Below are 21382 nucleotides of genomic sequence, written 5' to 3' on the forward strand. Positions count from 1 at the left end.
CCGCAGCGGCGGCGGGCACTCCCATGGAGGCATGGCTGATCGCTACATCGAAGTCTCGCTGGTCAAGCGTGACGTGACCTGCACGGCCAGGCTGCTCGACGACCGCGCGCCCATCACCTGCGCGGCCGTCTGGGATTCCCTTCCGCTGGCCGGCGACGTCTACCACGCGAAGTACGCACGCAACGAGATCTACGCGCTTTTCCCGCCCTTCGCCCAAGCCGAGCCACCCCTGGAGAATCCCACGATCACTCCGATCCCCGGCGATCTGTGCTATTTCACCTTCGCCGGGGCGGAGTTGGGGACCAAGGCGTACGGCTACGACCGTGAGGTCCGCGCCGGGACCACCCTCGTCGACCTGGCCCTGTTCTACGAGCGCAACAACCTGCTGCTCAACGGTGACGTCGGCTGGGTCCCCGGCATCGTCTGGGGCCAGGTCGTCGACGGCCTGGACACCATGGCCGAGGCGTGCAACGACCTGTGGAGGTCGGGGGCGGCGGGGGAGTCGCTCAGCTTCCGGCGGGCGTAGGCCGGCCGGCGGAGGCCACCCCCGCCTCGTACAGCGCGTGGGCCGCCCGCAGCACCAGATCGTCCCGGTGCCGGGCGGCCACGAGCTGGAGCCCGATCGGCAGACCGTCCGCGTCGGAGCCGACCGGCACGCTCGCCGCGGGCTGCTGCGTCATGTTGAACGGGTAGGTGAACGGGGTCCAGCCCGTCCACCGCCGATGGCCGGAACCCTTCGGCACCTCGACGCCCGCCTCGAACGCCGTGAGCGGCATGGTCGGCGTGACGAGCAGGTCGTAGCCCTCGTGGAAGCGGCCCATCCGGCGGCCCAGGTCCATCCGGACGTCCACCGCGGCCAGGTACTCCAGCGCCGAGTAGCGGGCGCCCCGCGCACAGATCTCCCGCAGGCCCGGGTCCAGCAGCTCCTTCTGCCGCGGGCCCAGGTGCTGGGTCACCCGGGCCGCCCCGCTGAACCACAGGGTGTGGAAGGCCTCCACCGGGTCGGTGAGGTCCGGGTCGGTCTCCGTGACGTACGCGCCGAGTTCCGCGAGCCGCTCCACCGCCCGCCGCACCGCCCCCGCGACCGCCGGCTGCACCGCCACCTGCCCGCCCAGCGACGGCGAGTACGCCACCCGCAGCCCGCGTACCCCGGCCCCGCCCGCCAGACCGTCCGTGTACGGACCGGCCGGGGCCGCGAGCGCGGACCAGTCGCGTGCGTCCGGGTGACCGATGACGTCCATCAGCAGCGCCGCGTCGGCCGCGTCCCGGGTCATCGGCCCGACGTGCGCCAGCGTGCCGAACGCACTCGCCGGGTAGAGCGGCACCCGCCCGTACGTCGGCTTCAGTGCGAAGATCCCGCAGAACGACGCCGGGATGCGGACACTGCCGCCGCCGTCCGTGCCCAGCGACAGCGGCCCCGCGCCGAGCGCCACGGCCGCCGCGCTGCCACCGCTCGAACCGCCCGCCGTGCGCGAGGGGTCGCACGGGTTGCGGGTCACACCGCTGAGCGGCGAGTCCGTCACGCCCTTCCAGCCGAACTCGGGCGTCGTCGTCTTGCCGATGAACACCGCCCCGTGCTCCCGCAGCCGGGCCACGGAGGGGGCGTCCTCGTCCCAGCGCCCCGCCGCCGGGTCCACGGCCTTCGAGCCGCGCAGGGTCGGCGCCCCGCGCTGCAGCAGGATGTCCTTCACGGTGACCGGCACCCCGTCCAGCAGCCCCCGTGGCTCACCGCGCCGCCATCGCTCCTGTGATTCCCGGGCCCGCTCCAGCGCGTCCTCTGCGGTCAGCCGGACGAAGGCGTTCACCTCCGGCTGGATCGCCTCGGCCCGCTCCAGCACCGCCCGGGTCGCCTCCACGGGACTCCACTCGCCCTTGCGGTACCCCTCGAGGAGCCGTACGGCGGTGAGCTCGGTGAGCTCGGTCATCCACCCTCCCAGGAACGTCAGTGACCAGGTACGTACCCACGCTGCTTGTCGACCACGTTCTGCAACGGCTCCCCGGCCGCCCACTGTTCGAACAACTCCACGAACTGGGCGCCGAGTTCGTCGCGCCAGCCGACGGTGTCGCCGCTCATGTGCGGGGACACGATCAGGTCCGGCGCCTGCCACAACGGGCTGCCGGAGGGCAGGGGCTCGGCCTCGAAGACGTCCAGCGCGGCACCCGCGATCCAGCGCTTGGCCAGGGCCTCTGCGAGCGCGTCCTCGACGACCAGCTGACCACGGCCGATGTTGACGAACCGGGCGGACGGCTGCATCAGGCCGAAGCGGCGGGCGTCGAACATCCCCCGCGTCTCGTCCGTGAGCGGCGCCGCCGCGATCACCCAGTCGGCGCGCGCCAGCAGCCGGTCCAGGTCCTCCGGGCCGTGCACGCCGGAGCGCGCGGCACGGCCCACGAGCGCGGTCGTGATGCCCAGCGCCCCCAGGGTGTGCGCGATCGCCCGGCCGATCGGCCCGGAACCGACCACCACGGCACGGCTCCCGGCGATCCTGTGCGACTCCCGGTGCCGCCAGGTCCGCTCCCGCTGGAGCTCCAGCGTCCTCGGCAGATCCTTGGCCATCGCCAGTACGAGCGCGGCGACGTACTCCGCGATCGGCTGGTCGAAGACACCGCGCGCGTTCGTCACCACCGTGTCGGAGGCGGCGAGTTCCGGACACATCAGATGGTCCACACCGGCGCTGGCCGTGTGCACCCAGCGCGGCCGCGGACCCTCGCCCGGCCAGGCGTCCCGCACGGCGCGCGAGGTGAAGTCCCACACCAGGAGTACGTCCGCACGCGGGAGGCGCTCGGCCAGATGCGCAGCGTCGGTGTGTTCGATACGGGCGCGGCCGGTGAGGCGGCCGAGGCGGGGGAGGGGTTCGGCGTCCAGGACGAGGAGCGTGGGGGTGGGCATGAGCAGCCGTTCTCCAGCCGTTCGGCGGGGCCGGCCGGCCTGGGGGCGGCCGCCGGTGACGACGAGTTAACCCGGTGTTGACCAAGGAGTGATCCGGGCGGATTGACCACGCTCGCACCCGAACCTACCGTCGTCAACACGGGCGTTCCCACGATCCGTTGCACACTAGTTGCCCAGCGTGAGGCCGGTGCTTGCCATGGACGTCTCATTTCTCGGCGGGCCCGGCCCGCAGCGCGGGGTCGGCGTCGTCGCCCCGTTCGACTTCGCACTCGACCGCGAACTGTGGCGCTGGGTGCCGGACGAGGTCTCCCTCCATGTGACCCGCACACCGTTCGTGCCGGTCGAGGTGAGTCTCGACCTGGCCCGCCTGGTCAGCGAGCACGAGACGCTGAGCGAGGCGGTCCGCACGCTCACCGCGATCGCCCCCGAGGTCGTCGCCTACGCCTGCACATCGGGCAGCTTCGTCGGCGGCATGATGGGCGAGCGGGCCATGTGCGAGGCGATGAGCCGGGCCGGTGCCGTCCCCGCGATCACCACCTCCGGCGCGCTGCTGGAGGCCCTGGTGGAACTGGACGTGCGCCGGGTGGCGCTGGTGACGCCGTACACGGTCTCGGTGACGCAGTCGCTGGAGGCCTACGTCGCCCAGGCCGGCGTGACGATCTCCGGCTGCGCCTTCATGGGGCTGACCCGGCACATCTGGAAGGTTCCCTACCGCGATGTGGTGGACATGGCCCGGCAGGCCGTCCGCGACGACGCCGACGCGCTGTTCATCAGCTGTACCAACCTGCCCACGTACGACGTGATCCCCCAGCTGGAGGCGGAGCTGCGCATCCCCGTGATCTCGGCCAACCAAGTGACGATGTGGGCGGCACTGCGCCGACTGGGTACCCGTGCGGTGGGGCCGTACCAAGCGCTGATCAATCCGGCGGCGCGTTCCGGTCCCGCAGCGCCGGGGGTGGACCCCGGTCCCGTACTGCCGGAAGAAGAGCAGCAGCAGGAAGGCTGGACATGACAGCACTGGGATTTCTCTACCCGGGCCACTCCGCCGAGGACGACTATCCGCGCATCGAGCAGTTGCTGGGCAGCGACGTCCGGGTGGACCTGGTGCACACCGACATCGGTGAGGACGCGCACCGGGTGGACGCGCTGCTCGAGATGGGCTCGGCCGGCCGGCTCGCGGCGGGAGTCCAGGAACTGCGGCACGCCGGTGCGGACGCGGTGGTGTGGGCCTGTACCAGCGGCAGCTTCGTCTACGGCTGGGACGGCGCGCAGGAGCAGGTCCGCGCCCTGGCGCAGACGGCCGGAATGCCGGCGTCGTCCACGTCCTTCGCGTTCGCGCATGCCGTGCGGGAGGTGGGGGCGGGCAGGGTCGCGATCGGCGCGACCTACCCGGAGGACGTGGCGCAGCTGTTCGCCGAGTTCCTCCGCGCGGCCGGTGTGGAGGTCGTGTCGGTCAGCAGCTCCGGCATCATCACCGCCGCCGAGGTCGGCACCTGGGGCGAGGCCGAACTTCTCACCCTGGCCCGGAACTCCGACCACCCCGACGCCGAGGCCCTCCTCCTGCCCGACACGGCCCTGCACACGGCGGCCCACATCCCGGCCCTGGAGAAGGAACTCGGCAAGCCGGTCCTCACCGCCAACCAGGTCACGGTCTGGGAGGCCCTGCGCCTGGCGGACCGACGGGTGAACGCGCCGGAACTGGGCGCGCTCTTCACGAGGGAGCCGATCGTTCAGGTGTGAGGCCCGAGGCCTGATCCTCGCCCCCGTGGCACCTGCCGCGGGCGGCGAGGAGACCGCGGTTCACGGCCTCCGTTCCGGTGGTGGGGGGCGGAGGATGCGGCGGTGACGGGAGGGCGGGCGGCTCCCGGCGGCCGCGCCGACGGGCCGAGGGGGACGCGAAGCCGACGGCCGAGCCGGCGACGGCTCCGGCCATCAGGGACGGGAGGAAGTCCCGGCCGCTGCCGGAGTCGAGCAGCTCACGCGGTCCGGCCACCACGGCCCCGGAGCAGCCCGCCGCGACCGCGCCGCGCAGGCGGGTGTGCAGGCCGGTCCCGCCCCCGCTCGTGGAGGGTCCCTCCGCGCGCCCCGCCGGCGGAGCACCCACAGCACGACGCAGACGGCGAGGGCGGCCGTGAAGAGCAAGCTCGCCGTCACCCTGGCCGCCGTCCAGACAGCTCCGTCCGGATCCCAGAGGGCCTCCGCCAGATTCATCGCGACGGCCACCGCGAAGGCGGCCTTGAGGCAGTAGGCCGCTCGCGCCGTCCGGTGGGCACCGGTCTCCATGCCGTTCGAGTGCCCCGGGGTGGCCGGCGAAAGGGCGCCGTACCCTCGCGCGCTTCCTTCATGGGGGCCGGAATCGGTCCCACCCCTTCTTCGGTGCAGAGCGGGGCAAAGACGCCCCAGCTCCCCACCCGATGCTGAGGAATGCTCAACTCCGCCGCATCACGGGACCCGTGGGTTGACCGAAAGCGCGTTCCCCTTCTGTCGTCCATCCCGTGCACACTGACCACGTCCGCAGCCAGTCGTGCCGTGAAGGACTCCCCGATGGCCGAACCGGGTCCGTTCAGATCTTCTGCAAGCGCTGTCCAGCTGGCCGGGCGTCTGCTGTGCTGGAGCCTGGCCGCGGCCATGGCCGGTGCCGCCTTGGACGCCTTCGTCCATCCTCGGTTCCGCTGGTGGGGTGCCGTGTGGCAGCTGCCCTGGTGGCTCACCGGTGCGGCCGTCCTCGCCTGGACCGTCCTGCGCGCCCGCGAGAAGGCTGACCGCAGGCCCCCGCGCGACAGCGTGCGCAGCGACTGGGAGCGGGCCGCCTGACCGCCCGGCGGTACCCCGGGAATAACCGGAGACAGTCCCCTGTTAGAGCCGGAACGACAGCACACGGCCCACAGCAGGAGGCACCCCACCGTGGCGGCAGACGAGACACGCGGCGACGAGATACGCGGCGCGGCGCAGGGCAGCGCCCCCGTCCCCCTCTCCGTACTGGACCTGGTCACCGTCGGTGCCGGCCGCACCGCCTCCGACGCCCTGCGCACCAGCGTCGACCTGGTCCGTCTCGCGGAGAACCGCGGCTTCCACCGCTACTGGGTCGCCGAGCACCACTCCATGCCGGGTGTCGCCTCCTCGTCCCCGGCCGTGATCCTGGCCCATCTCGCCGCCCACACCGGTCGCATCCGCCTCGGCTCGGGCGGCGTGATGCTGCCCAACCACGCTCCGCTCGTGATCGCCGAGCAGTTCGGGACGCTGGAGGCCATGGCCCCGGGACGGATCGACCTCGGCCTCGGCCGCGCCCCCGGCACGGACGGCGCCACGGCCGCCGCCCTGCGCCGCACCGACCGGCTGAACGAGGGTGCCGACGACTTCCCCCAGCAACTCGCCGAGCTGACCCGCTTCCTCGACGACGACTTCCCCGACGGGCACCCCTACCGCCGCATCCACGCCGTACCGGGTCCGGTCCAGGCCACCAGCGCCGGTGGCGTCCAGTCCCCGCACCGCCCGCCGCTCTGGCTGCTCGGCTCCTCCGGCTTCAGCGCCCGCCTGGCCGGCGCCCTGGGCCTGCCCTTCGCCTTCGCGCACCACTTCTCGGCGCAGAACACGATCCCGGCGCTCGACCTGTACCGCGAGTCCTTCCAGCCGTCCGCCGTGCTCGACGAGCCGTACGCCCTCATCGGCGTCTCCGCGTTCGCCGCCGACGACGAGCGGGAGGCCCGCCGGCAGGTGCTGGCCGCCGCCCTCAGCATGGTCCGGCTGCGCACCGGCCGCCCCGGTCTCGTGCCCACCCCGCAGGAGGCGGAGGCCTACGAGTTCAGCCCGATGGAGCGCGACTTCGTCGACTCCTGGAACGCCAACGTCATCCACGGCACCCCGGACGAGGTCCGCTCCGGCCTGGACGACCTCGCCAAGCGCACCGGTGCCGACGAGCTGATGATCACGGCCAACGCGCACGGCGGCGACGTCCGGGTCCGCTCCTACGAGCTCATCGCCGACGCCTACGGCTTGCCGACGCCCGCCTCCGCCTGAACGTCCGGCGTGCCCAGCAGCTCGGAGATGCGGTCCGGCGACACCGGACGGGAGTAGAGCCAGCCCTGTCCGGTGTCGCAGCCGATGCTGCGCAGCCGGGTGGCCTGCGCCGAGGTCTCGACGCACTCGGCCGTGACGGTCAGCCCGAGCCGGTGCGCGAGCTGGATCATCGCCTCGACGACGACCTCGTCGGCCGGGTTGGCACGGGCCGCCGCCTCCCGCTCGTCGTACTGGAAGCCGCGCACGAAGGACCCGTCGAGCTTCAGCACCGACACCGGCAGCCGGCTCAGGTACGCCAGGTTCGAGTAGCCGGTGCCGAAATCGTCGATGGCGATCCGCACCCCCATGTCGCTGAGCGCCTTCAGGGTCTGCAGGGGCCGGCCCGCGGAGCCCATCACCGCCGACTCGGTCAGCTCCAGCTGGAGCAGGTGCGGCGCGAGGCCCGTCCCTTCCAGCGTCCCCGCCACGTCGGCCACCAGGTCCGAGTCCCAGACCTGCCGCACGGCCACGTTCACACTGACGAAGATCGGCGGCTCGTCCGGGTGGTCCAGCTGCCACCGCCGGGCCTGCTCGCAGGCCGTACGCAGCACCCAGCGGCCCAGCGGGACGATCGAACCGTCCTCCTCGGCGAGTCCGATGAACCGATTCGGCGTCAGTACGCCGAACTGGGGATGATTCCAGCGGATGAGCGCCTCGACCCCGTGCAGCCGGTCGTCCTCCATGCCCACCAGCGGCTGGTACTCCAGCTGGAACTCGCCGCGGTCGATGGCCGGCCGGAGCGTGGAGGCGAGGGCCTGGCGGGTCATCCGGTGGGCGTTGCGCTCCGGGTCGAACAGCGTCCAGCGGGCCTTGCCGTCGGCCTTCGCCCAGTAGAGCGTGGTGTCGGCCGCCTGCATCAGGGCTGTGGGTGTCGTGCCCGCCGCGTGCCGCTCCACGACCCCGATCGACGCCGAGACCGACAGCCGCTGCCCGGAGATGTCGAACGGGTCCTGGACCGCGCGCAGCGCCGACTCGGCCAGATCGGCCAGTTGTTCGGTGCCCGTGGAGTCCTCGACGAGCAGCGCGAACTCGTCACCGCCGAGCCGGGCCACCAGCGGGGTGCTGGTCCGTGCGTGGCCGGCCTCGTCCGCACAGCGCGTGAGGCGCTCGGCGACGGCGGCCAGCAGCCGGTCGCCGACCCGGTGGCCGAGGGTGTCGTTGATGGCCTTGAAGCCGTCCAGGTCCAGGTAGCACAGCCCGATCCGGCCCGTGCCGCTCTCCTCGTACGACTCCGCCTCCAGCGCGGCCGACAGCCGTTCGAAGAACAGGGTGCGGTTGGGCAGCCGGGTCACCGGATCGTGCATCTGCAAGTGCCGTAGCCGGGCCTGGAGTTCCCGCCGGGCGCTTATGTCGGCGACGGACAGCAGGACGCCGCTGTCCTCGACGGGCAGCGGGGTGACCGTCACCTGCACCCACAGCGAGTGCCCGTCGGGGTGCTTGAGCCGGCGCGTGCAGCGCAGCCGGGACTGCCGGCCGCGCAGCACCTCGCGGTAGGCGTGCCAGGTGCGGGCGTCGGAGCTGAGGTCGACCAGGTCGGCGGCGACGGACCCGGCGAGCTCCTCCGGGTCGCCGCCGAGCAACGCGGCGAGCGCGTCGTTGGCGCTGACGACCGCGCCCTCGCGGTCCACGACCGCCATGGCGAGCGGGGCGGCCGTGAAGGCGGCGCGGTAGGCCTGCCGGGACGGTGGCCCGGTACGGGGAGACGTATGGATCTCACTCTCTGTGACGATCGGCCGGTCCAGGTCTGCTGCGGGCGCCGGCCCTTCGGAGGTTCCGCTCACCGCTCGCTCCCGCATGTATTCGATCTCTGTCCGTGCAGGAAAGGTCAGGAAAGTGTGCCGATCATAGAGGCTGGCCCCAGTGCCTTCCAGCCGGTGTCCAGTCTTCACGGCCAATCGGCCCTTCTGCCAGATCGTTTCTGCGCACACCTGGACGCCTTCTTCAAGCCCCCGACCAGTTGTGACGTTCTGTGAGTGCTTCGGGGGTGTCGGCTTCCGTGATTTTTCGACCCCTTCACCCGACCGGTGCAGGCAAACAGGGCGCAGTACGACAAATCAACACAGGCTGGGTGCGGTGTCCCGCGAACCGTACCCGGAGGTACCCGTGCCGCGTCCGTTTCCGCGCGCCCGACTGCGCAGTACCGCGGCCGTGTTCACCACCATGTCGGCGCTCGCCGCCACCTCCCTCGGCGCCGGGCCCTCGGCCGCCGAACCCGACTCGGCGGCGCCCTGCGCACTGACCCGGACCGACGCCCATCACTCGGAGGGGCTGGACACCTGGAACGCCGCCTACCCGCGCCCGGTCCGGTCCCTGGACGCGGTCATGGTCTTCCTGTCCTTCCCGGACTCCCACCCGCTGACCACCCCGCAGGAGCTGACCGCCGACCACTTCCCGGCCACCACCCGCTTCTTCGAACAGGCTTCCTACGGCCGCTTCACCCTGCGCCCGCACGCGCTGCGGCACTGGATCCGGATGCCGAAGCCGTCCACCGCGTACGACATAAAGCGGGACTGGAGCCCCGAGCGCCGAGCCGCCTACCTGCGCGACGCCCTCGCGGCGGCCGACCCCCGGGTCGACTTCTCGCGCTACGACGTCGTGTACTTCGTCGCCGACCCCGACGCGCCCGGCGTCGACTCGGACGCGACCAAGGTGGTGAACCTGACGAGCCCGCTGCGGGCCGACGGCACCGACCTGCGCCGGATCGTCACGGTGTTCGAACAACACCCGCCGGACCGCCTCGTGCTCGCCCACGAGACCGGGCACGTGTTCGACCTGCCCGACCTGTACCACCGGCCGGCGGACGGCAAGGGCGACTGGGACACGCACGTCGGCGACTGGGACCTGATGGGCAGCCAGTTCGGGCTCGCGCCCGACCTCTTCGCCTGGCACAAGTGGAAGCTGGGCTGGCTGGACGCGCGGCAGGTGCGGTGCGTGCAGGACGCCGGGCCCGCCCGGCTGACCCTGGAGCCGCTGACCGCGGGGCCGGGGGTCCCGGCGACGGGGGCCGCGGGGGCACAGGCCTTCGGACTCGGGCGGGGCGCCAAGCTCGCGGTGGTGCGGACGGGGGTCGACAGCGTGCTCGCCTTCGAGGCGCGGGGGCCGGTCGGCAACGACGCGGGCGCGTGCCGGCAGGGGGTGCTCGTGTACCGGGTGCGGGGCGGTGCGCAGTCCGGGGGCGGGCCCATCGAGGTGATCGACGCCCACCCGCGCACCGACGCGTGCTGGGAGAGCTCCGTCTACCCGCCCCTCGCGGACGCCCCGATCGGCATCGGGGAGAGCTTCACGGTGCCGGGGGAAGACGTGCGGGTGAGGGTGGAGGGGCGCACGGCTTCGGGGGCGTGGACGGTGAAGATCACGGTGGGGCGCTGAGGGCACTGCGGGTGCCGAGGGCTCTGTGGGGCACGCGAAAGGCCCCTCGTTCTCGCGAGGGGCCTCTCACCGTCTGGTGCGCCGCCAGGGACTCGAACCCCGGACCCGCTGATTAAGAGTCAGCTGCTCTAACCAACTGAGCTAGCGGCGCCTGCTGACGTCGTAGACCTTAGCACCCTGGTCGGGGGGAGGAAAAATCGAAATCCGCACCGCCGAGCGGGCCGCCCGGACGGCCGCCCAGAGCAGTACCTCGGGGCCGGGAAGCCAGGGCTGACGGGTGTCGGGGGCGACGAGCCAGCGGGAGGCGGAGCGGACGGGGTCGGCGGCCCCAGCGGGCGCCCGGCGGGCGGGAGCGGAGCTGTCCGCGAGGGCCGGGCGAGTGAACTCCGAGGGGGCCGGATCGGCGGGATGAGTGCGCTCCGAAGGGACCGGGGCAGCGGTGGACGCACGCTCCGACGGGGCCGGGTCGGTGGGGAGCGTGCGCAGATACGGGGCCGGGACGGTCACCGCGTCGCCCGTGCCGTGGCACAGCAGCGGCGGTACGGAGCCCGCACGGCGGACTGCCTGGTCGTCCCGGTCGCGCGTGCCCCACTCCTCCCACTCCAGCAGCGCGGGGAGCCGCTGTGCCGTCCCCGGGGCGGCGAACAGCAGCATCCGGCCCCGGAACTCCGCGACCGGCCCCGAGCCGGGGCCGTCGTCCCACAGTCGGTCGAGCATCCGCCGGCCGAACAGCGCGGGGGCGCTGACCACGTCGAAGGCCGACCCGCAGGGCAGCACGACCGGGGCGTCCGGCCGTTCCTCCCAGAGGGCGAGCGTGCTTCGCGGATACGTTCCTGCCGAGGCGAGCCAGGCGGCCCCGTCCGGGGTGACATCGGAGGCGTTCCATGCGCTGCTCATGACGTCCAGGTCTACCGGCCGTGAGCGTGCGGTTCCCGAGGGTTGCGGGAATTCGGGACAGGAGGGGGTGGGAAGGGGTATCTTGCCCGCCTGGCATATGCCAGGTGATCGGGAGGGGCGCGCAGGGCGTCTCAAACGGTGCTGCCGGGCCCCCGGCCCTCGACGCCGCCCCGCATCAGGTCCCGTCCGAATTCGACCATCTTCTTGGCGTAGTCCTCGGTCCACTCGGCCCGCTCGGCGATGTCGGCGGTGGTCAGCCGGTCGAACTTCCGCGGATCGGCCAGCTGCGCCGCCGCCATCGCCTGGAACTCCACAGCCCGGTCCGCCGCGGCCCGGAACGCCAGCGTCAGCTCCGTCGCCCGGGCCAGCAGCGCCCCGGGGTCGTCGATCGACTCGAGGTCGAAGAAGTGCTCAGGGTCGGAGGCCGCCTCCGCCGGCTCGAAGAGCAGGGGCGCGGGGCGTAGCCGCGGTTCGTTCCGACGCGGCGTGGGCTCCGCCATGTCTTCTCCTCCTCGTACGTCGCGCACGACCCTCCCGGTGGATGGGCCACCGTCCATTGTCTCGCGGGCGCGCAAGTGGGCATCGCGGTAGTGGGTACGGCTGTCGCACCACCCGGTGTTCGTCAGGGCGTCGGGGGCACGTCGCTTTCCGGCCACATCACGGCTGCCACACGGTGCCCAGGCACCGTTCACGGCCGCCAGCCCACCCGGTGCTCCGCCAGGTGCGCCAGCACCGCGTGGTTCGCTTCCCAGCCGTCCGGGAACTTCACCACCGTCCCCAACTGGACCGGCTCCGTCGACGGATAGTCGTCCAGGAGGTCGGTCACCCCCGCTCGGCAGACCACGATGCAGGCGTGCCGGTGGCGGGAGGCCAGGACGCACAGGCGGCCCGTTTCCAGGTGGAAGGCCGTGGCGTCGGGGCGGCCGGAGAGGGGGTGCAGGACCACCGTGACGTCGTACTCGCGGCCCTGCAGCCGGTTCGCCGTGTCCACGACCACGTCGGTGACGCCGAGGCCGGCCAGGGCCGCGCGGACCGCGGCCGCCTGGTCCCGGTGGGCCGTACCGACGGCGATCCGGTCCGCCGTGAGGGGCGAGGGGGTCGAAGAGCGCTCCGAGGTCGCGGCGCCGGACCGGTCCAGCAGACGCCGTACGACCACGGCCACCGCCCGGACCGCCTCCGGGTCCGTGCGCGGCGTGTGCCGGGCGGGCAGCTCCAGCAGGCCCCAGCCCGACTCGGCCGCCTCGTCGATCACCCGGTCGGGGCCCGAACCGTCCGACGGCACGCCGAAGGCCAGGGTCCGGTCGCCGGGGCCGGTGCCGCTGCGGAACGGCGTGTACGGGTAGAACGCGTCCGAGACCAGGGGTGCCGCGGAGGCCGGGAGCCGCCAGGACACCGGCAGCCGGTGCTGGGGCAAGTCCGGGTTGTGCGCGAGCAGGGTCGTCACCGCCGAGGCGGACGGGTCGTACGCCAGGCCCGCCCACTGCTCGCTGCCCACGATCGCGAACGGGTCGAGCTGCCCCGGATCGCCCACGAACAGCGCCCGCTCGAACAGCCCGGCCACGGCGAGCAGCGCGTCCGAGCGCATCTGGTACGCCTCGTCGACGATCGCGTGCCGCCACGGCTCGTCGACCTTGACGTGCGCCCACTTCGCCGCCGTGGAGATCACCACCGCGAGCCCGGCGAGGTCGGCCGCCTTGGCGGACTTGCGGACGTTCTCCAGACCGTCGAGCGCCTTGTCGTACGGGTCGGAGTCGCTGCTGTGCAACCGCCCCACCGGCAAGCCGGGGTTCTTCTCGGCGAGCCGCACCACCAGGTCGTCGACCTGGGCGTTGGTCTGCGCGACGACCATCAGCGGGTGGCCCGCCTCGGCCAGGTCCAGGGCCGCCCGGACCACCAGGGTCGACTTGCCCGCGCCCGGCGGGGAGTCCACGACGACACCGCGGGCGGTGCCGTGCAGCGTGTCGTGCAGGATCGCGCCGGTGGCCTGCGCCGCGGCGGCCGAGGGGTCGAACACCGTGGTCACAGCACATCCTCCTCGGTCACCGGGTCGGCGGCCTCCAGGGTCGCCTCACCCGGCGGCCCGCCGTGCGTCCACGGCGTCTCCTCCGGGTCGGGCAGCTTCGCGCCGCCCCGCTGTTCGTGCTCGAACAGCGTGAAGCAGACCCGGTCGCCCTTCTCCGGCACCGAACCCGGCTCGGGCTCCTTGCCGCGGCCCATCTTGTCGAGCACCCGCAGTACCACAACCGCACCGTCCTCCTCGGCCGCGACGAACTCCGCCGACTGCGGCTTGCCGCCCAGCGACCGGTACACCTTCGTGCGCTCGCCGAGATGCGGCCGGTCGTCCGTGCGCACCGTGACCAGCGGGCGGGGGCTCGGCCGCTTGCCCTCGCTGTACGCCATCACGACATCGGTGACCTCACCGGCGAACGCCTCCCCGGACAGCCGCCGGCCCGCCATCACCAGCGGGTCGTCGAGGGCCTCCTGGGCCTCCAGCCGGGCCTGCTCGCGCTCGCGCGTGGCGAGCTTGCCGGCCGCGGTGACCGCGTCGTCGCGGCGCGGCTGCGGGGGCTCGCCGGCCAGCACGCGGTCGCGGTGGCCGGTGAAAGACCAGCGGTCGCGGGTCCACCGCTCCTCGACCCGCGCCCCCTCAGGCAGCTCCCGCAGCAGGTCGAGGCCCCGCCAGACCGCGTCCCAGGTGGGCCGGGTGCGGCTGAGCACCAGGTCCCGGATCTCGCGCTCGGCGGCGGTCAGCGCACCGAGCCGGTCGTCCGCCTCCAGGCCGTCCCCGGCGGCGGCGAGGGCGGTGCGGGCCCGGTCGTAACGCTCGATGGCCGGGGCGAGCAGCTTGTTGTCGAACGCCGGGTCGGTGGCCGGACCGGCCGGCGGACAGGTCAGCTGACCCCGCGCGTCCCGCTCCAGCTCGGCCCGCAGCGCGGCCTCGGCACCGGTGACACCCTCCGGCGGGTCGATCCAGGCGAGCAGCGCCCCCAGATGCTGGTCCTCCAGGGTGGACTGCCCCGTCACCCAGTGCCGGCCCAGGACGTCGGTCATCGCCAGCAGCAGCGAGGAGCCGGGCACCCGGGCCCGCTCCCCGAAGTGCGTCAGCCACCGCCCGAGCAGCGGCACCCGCGGCGGCGCCGGGTAGGGCGCCTGCGGATCCTGCTCCGCCGTACGCCGGAACCGCATCGAGCGCCCGAGCAGCCGCACCAGGTCGATGCCCGCCCGGCTCGGCACGATCAGCTGCGGCGCGTCCGCGCACAGGTCGACCTCGACCTTGACGCGCTTGCCGGTCTCCGGGTCGGTCTCGGTGCGCTCGGCGGCCTCCACGGTCTCGGCGCAGGAGTCGACGTACGGCAGCACGATGTCGGCCAGTTCGGCCAGGAAGGCGAACCTGAGGTCGCGGTCGCGGGGCTGCGGAACGACCAGCAGACGGGGCGCGTCCCGGTCGGTGCCGACCAGCGCGCCGAGCGGGGCGCCGGCCTCACCGGCGGTGGTCAGCGGCACGAACACCAGCGGACGGTCCCCGAGATGCCGGTGCCGGACGGTGGCGGAGGGCTGGGCGCGGCCCGTGCTGACGGCTTCGAGGCGGGCCAGGGTGGAGATCAGCGACACGCCGCCTCCAGCGCCTCGGCACGCAGGGCGGCCGCCCGCCGCAGGGCCGCCACGGCCGGGTCGTCGGGATCGCCCGCCTCGCCGCGCGCGGCGGCGAGGACGTCCTCCACGGTCGTCAGACCGCCCAGCTCCGCCCGCACCGGGCGCCCGAGCGAGGTCACCGCGCCCGCCTCCCGGGACCGGCTCCGGCAGTGGAACGCCAGCTCGCACGCCGACAGGCACTCGGGCGCGTAGGCCGCCGGCACCGACTCCACGGACGCCGTCAGCGCTTCGGCGGGCAGCTCGGGTGAGAAGCACGTGCCCTCGGGCAGCGCGTCGGCGATGTCCTCGATGCGGGTCAGCCGGGCCAGCTGGCGGGCCGTCACCGCCCGCTGCTTGCGGATGTCGACGGCGGACGCGGCCGGCAGATTGGAGAAGTCCCTGGGACACACCAGCAGGATCCGGTGCCGCACACGCGGGGCGGACACCGAGGCTCCCTCGGCCCCCTCGGCGCCGGCGTCGCCCTCCCGCTCCGCGCCGAGCCGCGCGGCGAGCTCCTCCAGGGCCAGGACGTACACCGCCGCCTGCCGGGCCGCCGCCCCGACCTTCGCCGGGTCGGCCGAACCGTCCAGCAGGGGGAAGGACTTGATCTCCACGACCGTCCAGCCGCCGTCCGGATGGACCACCACCGCGTCCGGCTCCAGGAACGCGGGGGAGCCCGCGACGTCCAGCGCGAGCATCGGGTGGTCGAGCAGCGTCCACGTGCCCGGGCGCGCGGCGGCCTCCCGCAGCTCCAGCTCCGTACGGGCCGTGCGCCCCCGGGGTCCGGTCGCCGTCAGGTCCGGTACGCGCGCGGCGACCGGCGGCTCGGCGGACCGGTCGAGCTTGTCGTGCACCAGCCGCAGCAGTTCCGCCCCGCCGTCGGCCTTGACCTTCGCCTCGAAGGCGTTGCCCCGGGTGAGCGCGAACTGCGACTGCCCGAAGGCCGACGGCGAGCCCAGCGCGCCGGCCAGCGCCGCCTTGTTCACCCCGGCGCCGTCGAGGATCGCGCGCCGCGCACAACCGGGGTTGGCGGCCAGCGCCGCCAGGGCGCGCGCGTCCAGTGCCTTCGCGGGTACGTCGGGGCCGCGCAGCTCAGCGAGCCGGTGCCGGAGCGCCGTCCCCCGCGTCCTTGGGGGAGGCACCCGGCTCGGCTCCCGCTCCGAGCCGCGACTCGCGCTGCCGTGGAATTCGCTCACCCGCGGAAGTCTGGCATCCGGCACTGACAATCGAGGAACCCGCGGCGGGAGAGGCGGCGGCGGAGCCGGTGGGGGACGAGGCGGGGAGGTCGGCGGCGAGGCCGGCCGGAGTGTCCGCCGCGACCGGTGCCGGCCGTACGAACCGCGCCTTGACCCGGTCCGCGGCGCGCATCACGAGCGGCGCCAGCAGTAGCCCGGCGCCCATGACGGCCGCGCCCGCGACCGCGTCGAGGAAGTAGTGGTTGGCGGTGCCCATGACCACGATCGTCGTGATCAGCGGATAGGCGACGGCGGCGGCCTTCGTCGCGCGGGTACCGCCGAAGCGCCACAGCATCACGCCGCACCACAGGGCCCAGCCGACGTGCAGACTCGGCATCGCCGCGTACTGGTTGGTCATGTTCCCCATGCCGCGCGGCGCGCTCGCCGCGCCTCCCCACCAGCCGTAGGAGCTGTACTGGGCCATCGTGTCCACGAAGCCGTGGCTCGCGTCGAGGAGCCGGGGCGGGCAGGTCGGCAGCAGGGTGAAGCCGATCAGACCGATGAGGGTGGACGTCATCAACCAGGTGCGCGCGGCGCGGTAGCGCACGGCCCGGGAGCGGAAGAGCCACACCAGCACGGCCGGGGTGACCAGGTAGTGCAGCGACGCGTACAAGAAGTCGGCGGGTATGCCTATCCAGGCCTCGCGCGTGAAGAAACGGTTGAGCGGGTGCTCGAAGTTGAGATACAGCGCCTTCTCGAAGCGCAGGATCGTCAGACCGTTGTCGACGGCGCCGGAGACGTCGCCGCGGGCGAGGAGCCGGCCGGCCGAGTAGCACGCGTACACCAGCAGGATCAGCGGCAGCTCGGTCCACCAGCGCAGCCTGGGCGCGGGGGCAGCCTCGGTGCCCGGTGTATCGGTGTGCGGCATCCGATCGTCCTCCCCCTTCGTCATCACGCGTAACCCGTTCGGCCGTGTCACTTTACGGTGTGGGCGCGCGCCCCGGGGCGCGCCTCCGGCCCTCGAAGACGCAGGGATCGCCCCCCGGGTTGCCCGTGGAGGGCGTGCGCGATGATGGAGGAGTTCCCCTTGCGTTGTTCTTCCGGAAAGGTTCCCCATGGCCGCGCGCATCCTGCTGGCCCGCCACGGACAGACCGGGTGGTCCCTGTCCGGCAAGCACACGGGCAGGACCGACGTGCCACTTCTGGAGGAGGGCCGGCGCGGCGCCAAACTGCTCGGCGAGCGCCTGCACCGGGCGCCGTACGACGGTCTCGGCGGCGTCGAGGTGCGGACCAGCCCGCTGGCACGCGCGCGGGAGACCTGCGAGATCGCCGGCTTCGGTGACCGCGCGCGCACCTGGGACGCGCTGCTGGAGTGGGACTACGGGGCGTACGAGGGCATGACCCCCGCGGACATCCAGGCCGTCCGGCCCGGCTGGCTGATCTGGCGCGACGGCGTCCCGGGCGGGGAGTCGCTCGCCGAGGTCACGGCCCGGGCCGACGAGGTGGTCTCCTGGGCCCGCTCCGAGGACCGCGACGTCCTGGTCTTCGCCCACGGGCACATCCTGCGCTCCATCGGGGCGCGCTGGCTCGGCCTCCCGATCGACTTCGCGGCCCGGATACGGCTGAACCCGACGTCGCTGTCGGTGCTGGGCTGGGCCTACGGGGAGCCGGCGATCGAGAGCTGGAACGACCTGGGGCACCTCGCATAGTTGTCACGCCTTGCGCGGAGCCGAGGCGTGCCGGTCCAGGAACGCCGACACCCCGGAGGCCCGGCGGTGCGGCAGCAGCACCCGGGCCGTCGCGGCCAGCATGGTCTGCACGCGGGACGACTGGACCTCCTCCAGCAGGTCCAGCACCCGCATGCCCGCCACCGCCGCCTCGTCCGGCCGGCCCCCGCGCGCGAGGTCGTCGGCCAGCTCCGCCGTGTACAGGGCGATGTTCCGCGTGAAGTGCGGGTCCTGCAGCCCGGCCGCCCGGCGCGCGTGCCGTGCCGCCCGGGGCCAGTCCCCGAGGGCGGACCAGCACTGTGCCTCCAGGCCCTCCAGTTCGGCCTCGCCGTAGAAACTCATCCACTCCGGGTCGGCGTCCGACGGGCCCCGTTCGAAGAAGGCCTGGGCCCGGGCCAGTGCCTGTTCGCAGCCGACGCGGTCGGCGAGTCCGGCCCAGCCGCCGGCCTCGCGCAGCGCGAGCAGCGACATCAGCCGGGCCGATCCCACGGGCCGGGCGACGCGCTGCGCGGCCTGGGCCGCCCGGACCGCCTCGCGCGGCCGGCCGGCGTCACGCGCCAGGAACGCCGTGTTGCAGAAGGCGTGCGCCTCCAGCCCCGGATCCCCGGTCATCCGGGCCGTCGCCAGCGCCTCCGCGTAGTGCGAGCGGGCGTCGTCGAAGCGCCCCGAGTCGTGGGCCAGCCAGCCCACGGAGATGGCCAGTTCACCGGCGCCGGAGTAGAGCCGGTCGGCCGTCGTCTGCCGGGTGGCGCCGGCGTCCAGCAGGGCGTAGGCGGCCCGCAGCGGGGCGGCGGCGCGCCGGTAGAGGCCGTCGGCCCCGTGCCGGTCGTCGAGCAGCCTGATCCGGCGGACGGCTTCTTCCAGGGCCCCCGCGTCGCTCGCCCCGGCGCGGTGCACGGGGCGCTGCGCCGCCGCGGCGTCGAGGGCGAGGCCGACGGGCCCCAGTGAGGCGGCGGCCACCGTGGCGCCTCCGCCGGTCATGAACGCGCGACGTAGCACGTCGCTCTCCTCGTAGGTGTCGTGCGGGTGGTACGGGTCGTACGGGTTCCGTGTTTCATACGGCTCGCACGCCCTGCTGGTCTCACTCGTGGCTTTCGCCGGGTTCACGGTGCGCGGCAGGGGCGCGTCCTCGGTGTCGCGCGCCCGGCGTCCGCGTACCGACGAGCGGGGCGCGAACCCCAGGTCGGTCAGCGTGCGGCCAGGGAACATGTGCAGGAACACCCGTTCGTACGCGTAGTTGGGGCAGCGGATCTCGCCCGCTTCGACCCGGCCGATGTAGCGAGCGTCACAGCTGACCTGTTCGCCGATCTCGAGTCCGGCGCGCCGGATCGCCGCGGCGAACTCGGTCGGCGAGTGCTGTCCGCGCAGCCGCCGGAAGACGAGATTGGGCCGTGGCGGCCGGTTGGGTTGAGACGAGGTCACCATTGACGACGCCATGGCCGGGTCCTCCCGTGCGAACCGTCGAACCATGCCGGATGTGGGGTGACTTGTGATGGATCGACCACAGGATTCGCCTCGTGTCCGGCGAGCAAGAACGTACCTGCTGTGATGGAGTCGCCACGCTGTGTTTGGCTACAAACCGGATATCTCATCCGTGATCTGCCATGAAGTGCCATCCTTTGCGGCTGACTTCCGCCGTAGCCGTTGACGCTCTGCCGCGTTGAACCTCGCGGACCGGGAGGCCCCCGACTCCCGACCGTTCGTCCAAGCAGGGGTTTTCGTGGTGGAGGCCGGATGGAGACCAGCCGGATCAACGATCCTCGTACGCCGCCGGGTACACCGGCGGCCGGCTGCGATGTGGTGACGGTGCCGACGCGGCACGGGCTGGAGGCGGTCGACATCCTGCGCCGCGGACCGGCGGACGCGGTGGGCCCCGTCCTGCACGACGACGGCGGCGACACCCTGGGCTTCCTCGTGCCGCCCGGGACGGCCGCCGCGTGGGACGTGCCGGGCAGCACCTGCACGGACGGAAGCGGGCCCGCCCTGACGCCCGAGCCTCCCGTCGCGGGCTCGGACTGGCTGCTGCCACCCGGCGAGGCGGACCTCGCGACCGACCCCGCGGTGCTGCGCGAGGCCCTGGGGGAGGCCGCCCGGATGATCAGGGCGGCGGACAGCTGCCGCTGAGTCCCCCGTCCACCGGGCGGCAGGAGCGTACGCCCCCCTTAACGGACGACCCCGATAATGACCCCATGGGAAAGTCCAAGGGCGGCCGACGCAGACAGGCCGGTGCTCAGCCCGTGGTGGAGAGCGTCGACGGCGGACTCGCCGAGCTCATCCCCGACCGCGAGCGGGCCCGGGCCTGGAGCCTGGTGATCGACGGAGCCCCGCAGTCGCACGTCGACCTGGACGACCCGGCGTACCTGTCCTTCGAGTACCAGCGCCGTCTCGGCCACGTGATCGACCTCGTCGCACCGCCCGGCCGGCCCCTGCACGCCGTGCACCTGGGCGGCGGCGCCCTCACTCTCGCCCGCTACATCGCCGCCACCCGGCCCCGTTCCACCCAGCAGGTCGTCGAACGGGACGGCGCCCTCGTCCAACTGGTCCGCCGGGAGCTGCCGCTGGATCCGAACGCGCGCATACGAGTGCGCTCCGCGGACGCCCGCGCGGGCCTCGCCAAGGTGCCGGACGGCTGGGCCGACCTCGTCATCACCGACGTGTTCAGCGGCGCCCGGACCCCGGCCCACCTGACCTCCACCGAGTTCCTCGACGACGTGCGCAGAGCCCTCGGGCCCGGCGGTGTCTACGCCGCCAACCTCGCCGACGGACCGCCGCTCGCCCACCTGCGCGGCCAGATCGCCACCGCCGCCGCCCGCTTCGAGCAGCTCGCGCTGGTCGCGGATCCGGCGGTGCTGCGCGGCAAGCGCTTCGGCAACGCCGTCCTGGTCGCCTCCGACCGTCCACTGCCCGTCGCCGAGCTGACCCGCCTCGCCGCCTCCGATCCGCACCCGGCCCGGGTCGAACACGGCAGGACGCTCACCGACTTCACCGGCGGGGCCGCGCCCGTCACGGACCTCGCGGCGGTGGCCTCACCGGCACCGCCCGTATCGGTGTTCAGATGACCGGGCATGACGGCTCATGGGTGCCGACGGCCGACCACAGCGCTCAGTAGGTCCCGATCTCCACCCGCGGCGGCCCGTCGTGCCAGGTGCAGAACACCGACACCCGGTCCGCGCCCGAGGAGAACTCCACGCGGATCCACGACTCCGTCTTCCACACCTGCATCGACCAGCCCGCCCCGGGCGTCGCCGAGACCAGCGAGGCGGACGTCCTCCCGAGGTCGAAGACCGCCCGGCCGCCGTCGGTGTCGTAGCTCCTGACCCGGCCGGAGGCGGCGGGGGCGGTGCGGGGCGGCGGCGTGGGGGCGGAACTCGGCTTCTTGGACGCCGGAGACGTGCCGGGCTGCCGCCGCTTCGGCGGAGGTGTCCGTTCCGACGGTGTGGCCGACGCCTTCGGCTCCCGCGTCGACGACGCGTCGGCGGCCTTGACGGGCAGGGCGCGCGGCGGGTCGTAGGCCGTTCCCGCCATCACCGTGTGGACACCCCACCACGACAGCGTGACCGCCGCGCCCGTGGCGAGCAGCCATGCCAGTACGTGTACGAGTCCTCTGCGCATCGCGGCCATACTGCCTCACGCAC

General features: G+C 73.5%; 20 protein-coding genes and 1 tRNA gene. 9 read left to right on the forward strand and 12 right to left on the reverse strand.

Annotated features, from left to right (window positions below; all coding sequences use genetic code 11):
• Positions 1–31: 31 nt before the first annotated feature.
• Positions 32–526 carry a DUF3830 family protein gene (locus tag AB0937_RS02130; RefSeq protein ID WP_366709024.1) on the forward strand — a complete coding sequence of 165 codons (495 nt, stop codon included), beginning with the start codon at positions 32–34 and terminating at the stop codon, positions 524–526.
• Here the strand turns inward: AB0937_RS02130 and AB0937_RS02135 are convergent.
• Together AB0937_RS02135 and AB0937_RS02140 are read right to left on the reverse strand one after the other, a co-directional pair.
• Positions 507–1925: an amidase gene (locus AB0937_RS02135; RefSeq protein ID WP_366709025.1), complete on the reverse strand. Its 1419-nt coding sequence runs from the start codon at positions 1923–1925 to the stop codon at positions 507–509. The genes AB0937_RS02130 and AB0937_RS02135 overlap by 20 nt on opposite strands.
• 17 nt (positions 1926–1942) lie before the next feature.
• Positions 1943–2890, reverse strand: a complete 948-nt coding sequence (locus tag AB0937_RS02140; protein ID WP_366709026.1) for a D-2-hydroxyacid dehydrogenase — start codon at positions 2888–2890, stop codon at positions 1943–1945.
• A gap of 196 nt (positions 2891–3086) precedes the next feature.
• Here AB0937_RS02140 and AB0937_RS02145 point away from each other — a divergent pair, with 196 nt between their 5' ends.
• The 4 genes from AB0937_RS02145 to AB0937_RS02160 all read left to right on the forward strand — a co-directional run bounded on the left by AB0937_RS02145 (position 3087) and on the right by AB0937_RS02160 (position 6907).
• The gene (locus AB0937_RS02145) at positions 3087–3902 is read left to right on the forward strand and encodes an aspartate/glutamate racemase family protein (RefSeq protein ID WP_366709027.1); all 816 of its coding nucleotides are present in this window, start codon (positions 3087–3089) and stop codon (positions 3900–3902) included.
• Positions 3899–4630, forward strand: coding sequence for an aspartate/glutamate racemase family protein (locus AB0937_RS02150; protein WP_366709028.1), 732 nt, complete (start codon positions 3899–3901; stop codon positions 4628–4630). Before AB0937_RS02145 ends, AB0937_RS02150 begins: the two co-directional genes overlap by 4 nt.
• 804 nt (positions 4631–5434) lie before the next feature.
• Positions 5435–5704 carry a hypothetical protein gene (locus AB0937_RS02155; RefSeq protein ID WP_366709029.1) on the forward strand — a complete coding sequence of 90 codons (270 nt, stop codon included), beginning with the start codon at positions 5435–5437 and terminating at the stop codon, positions 5702–5704.
• Positions 5705–5794: 90 nt separating this feature from the next.
• The gene (locus tag AB0937_RS02160) at positions 5795–6907 is read left to right on the forward strand and encodes an LLM class flavin-dependent oxidoreductase (RefSeq protein ID WP_366709030.1); all 1113 of its coding nucleotides are present in this window, start codon (positions 5795–5797) and stop codon (positions 6905–6907) included.
• Here AB0937_RS02160 and AB0937_RS02165 read toward each other — a convergent pair.
• Positions 6877–8742: an EAL domain-containing protein gene (locus AB0937_RS02165; RefSeq protein ID WP_366709031.1), complete on the reverse strand. Its 1866-nt coding sequence runs from the start codon at positions 8740–8742 to the stop codon at positions 6877–6879. The genes AB0937_RS02160 and AB0937_RS02165 overlap by 31 nt on opposite strands.
• Positions 8743–9019: 277 nt before the next feature.
• On the opposite strand from AB0937_RS02165, the gene AB0937_RS02170 reads away from it, so the two are divergent.
• A complete protein-coding gene (locus AB0937_RS02170) occupies positions 9020–10315 on the forward strand; it encodes a M6 family metalloprotease domain-containing protein (protein WP_366709032.1) in 1296 nt (431 codons plus the stop codon).
• 74 nt (positions 10316–10389) lie between these two features.
• On the opposite strand, the gene AB0937_RS02175 is transcribed toward AB0937_RS02170, so the two are convergent.
• The 7 genes from AB0937_RS02175 to AB0937_RS02205 form a co-directional block, all read right to left on the reverse strand.
• Positions 10390–10466: transfer RNA gene (locus AB0937_RS02175), tRNA-Lys, on the reverse strand.
• Entirely contained in the window at positions 10457–11212 is a 756-nt protein-coding gene (locus AB0937_RS02180; RefSeq protein ID WP_366709033.1) for a bifunctional DNA primase/polymerase, read from the reverse strand. Before AB0937_RS02180 ends, AB0937_RS02175 begins: the two co-directional genes overlap by 10 nt.
• Positions 11213–11343: 131 nt before the next feature.
• Positions 11344–11712 (reverse strand): hypothetical protein, encoded by a 369-nt coding sequence (locus tag AB0937_RS02185; RefSeq protein ID WP_366709034.1) that lies wholly within the window; start codon positions 11710–11712, stop codon positions 11344–11346.
• 188 nt (positions 11713–11900) lie between these two features.
• Positions 11901–13235: an AAA family ATPase gene (locus AB0937_RS02190; protein WP_366709035.1), complete on the reverse strand. Its 1335-nt coding sequence runs from the start codon at positions 13233–13235 to the stop codon at positions 11901–11903.
• Positions 13232–14824 (reverse strand): hypothetical protein, encoded by a 1593-nt coding sequence (locus AB0937_RS02195; protein ID WP_366709036.1) that lies wholly within the window; start codon positions 14822–14824, stop codon positions 13232–13234. The genes AB0937_RS02190 and AB0937_RS02195 overlap by 4 nt, the downstream gene beginning before the upstream one ends.
• Positions 14815–15987: a hypothetical protein gene (locus tag AB0937_RS02200; protein ID WP_366709037.1), complete on the reverse strand. Its 1173-nt coding sequence runs from the start codon at positions 15985–15987 to the stop codon at positions 14815–14817. The genes AB0937_RS02195 and AB0937_RS02200 overlap by 10 nt, the downstream gene beginning before the upstream one ends.
• Positions 15938–16948, reverse strand: a complete 1011-nt coding sequence (locus AB0937_RS02205) for a phosphatase PAP2 family protein (RefSeq protein WP_366709038.1) — start codon at positions 16946–16948, stop codon at positions 15938–15940. Before AB0937_RS02205 ends, AB0937_RS02200 begins: the two co-directional genes overlap by 50 nt.
• Before the next feature lie 187 nt (positions 16949–17135).
• Here AB0937_RS02205 and AB0937_RS02210 point away from each other — a divergent pair, with 187 nt between their 5' ends.
• Complete coding sequence (locus tag AB0937_RS02210; protein ID WP_366709039.1) at positions 17136–17729, forward strand: histidine phosphatase family protein; 594 nt, start codon at positions 17136–17138, stop codon at positions 17727–17729.
• Between the two features lie 3 nt (positions 17730–17732).
• Here the strand turns inward: AB0937_RS02210 and AB0937_RS02215 are convergent, their stop codons facing one another.
• Positions 17733–19184, reverse strand: coding sequence for a hypothetical protein (locus tag AB0937_RS02215; RefSeq protein WP_366709040.1), 1452 nt, complete (start codon positions 19182–19184; stop codon positions 17733–17735).
• Positions 19185–19481: 297 nt separating this feature from the next.
• Here AB0937_RS02215 and AB0937_RS02220 point away from each other — a divergent pair, with 297 nt between their 5' ends.
• Both AB0937_RS02220 and AB0937_RS02225 read left to right on the forward strand, forming a co-directional pair.
• Positions 19482–19871 (forward strand): hypothetical protein, encoded by a 390-nt coding sequence (locus AB0937_RS02220; protein ID WP_366709041.1) that lies wholly within the window; start codon positions 19482–19484, stop codon positions 19869–19871.
• A 65-nt stretch (positions 19872–19936) separates the two neighbouring features.
• A complete protein-coding gene (locus tag AB0937_RS02225) occupies positions 19937–20806 on the forward strand; it encodes a fused MFS/spermidine synthase (protein WP_366709042.1) in 870 nt (289 codons plus the stop codon).
• 43 nt (positions 20807–20849) lie between these two features.
• Here AB0937_RS02225 and AB0937_RS02230 read toward each other — a convergent pair whose 3' ends face one another.
• Complete coding sequence (locus AB0937_RS02230) at positions 20850–21359, reverse strand: hypothetical protein (protein WP_366709043.1); 510 nt, start codon at positions 21357–21359, stop codon at positions 20850–20852.
• Positions 21360–21382 lie beyond the last annotated feature (23 nt).

This window comes from Streptomyces sp. NPDC047880 (assembly GCF_040706515.1).
In the GTDB taxonomy this organism is placed as follows: Bacteria; Actinomycetota; Actinomycetes; order Streptomycetales; family Streptomycetaceae; genus Streptomyces.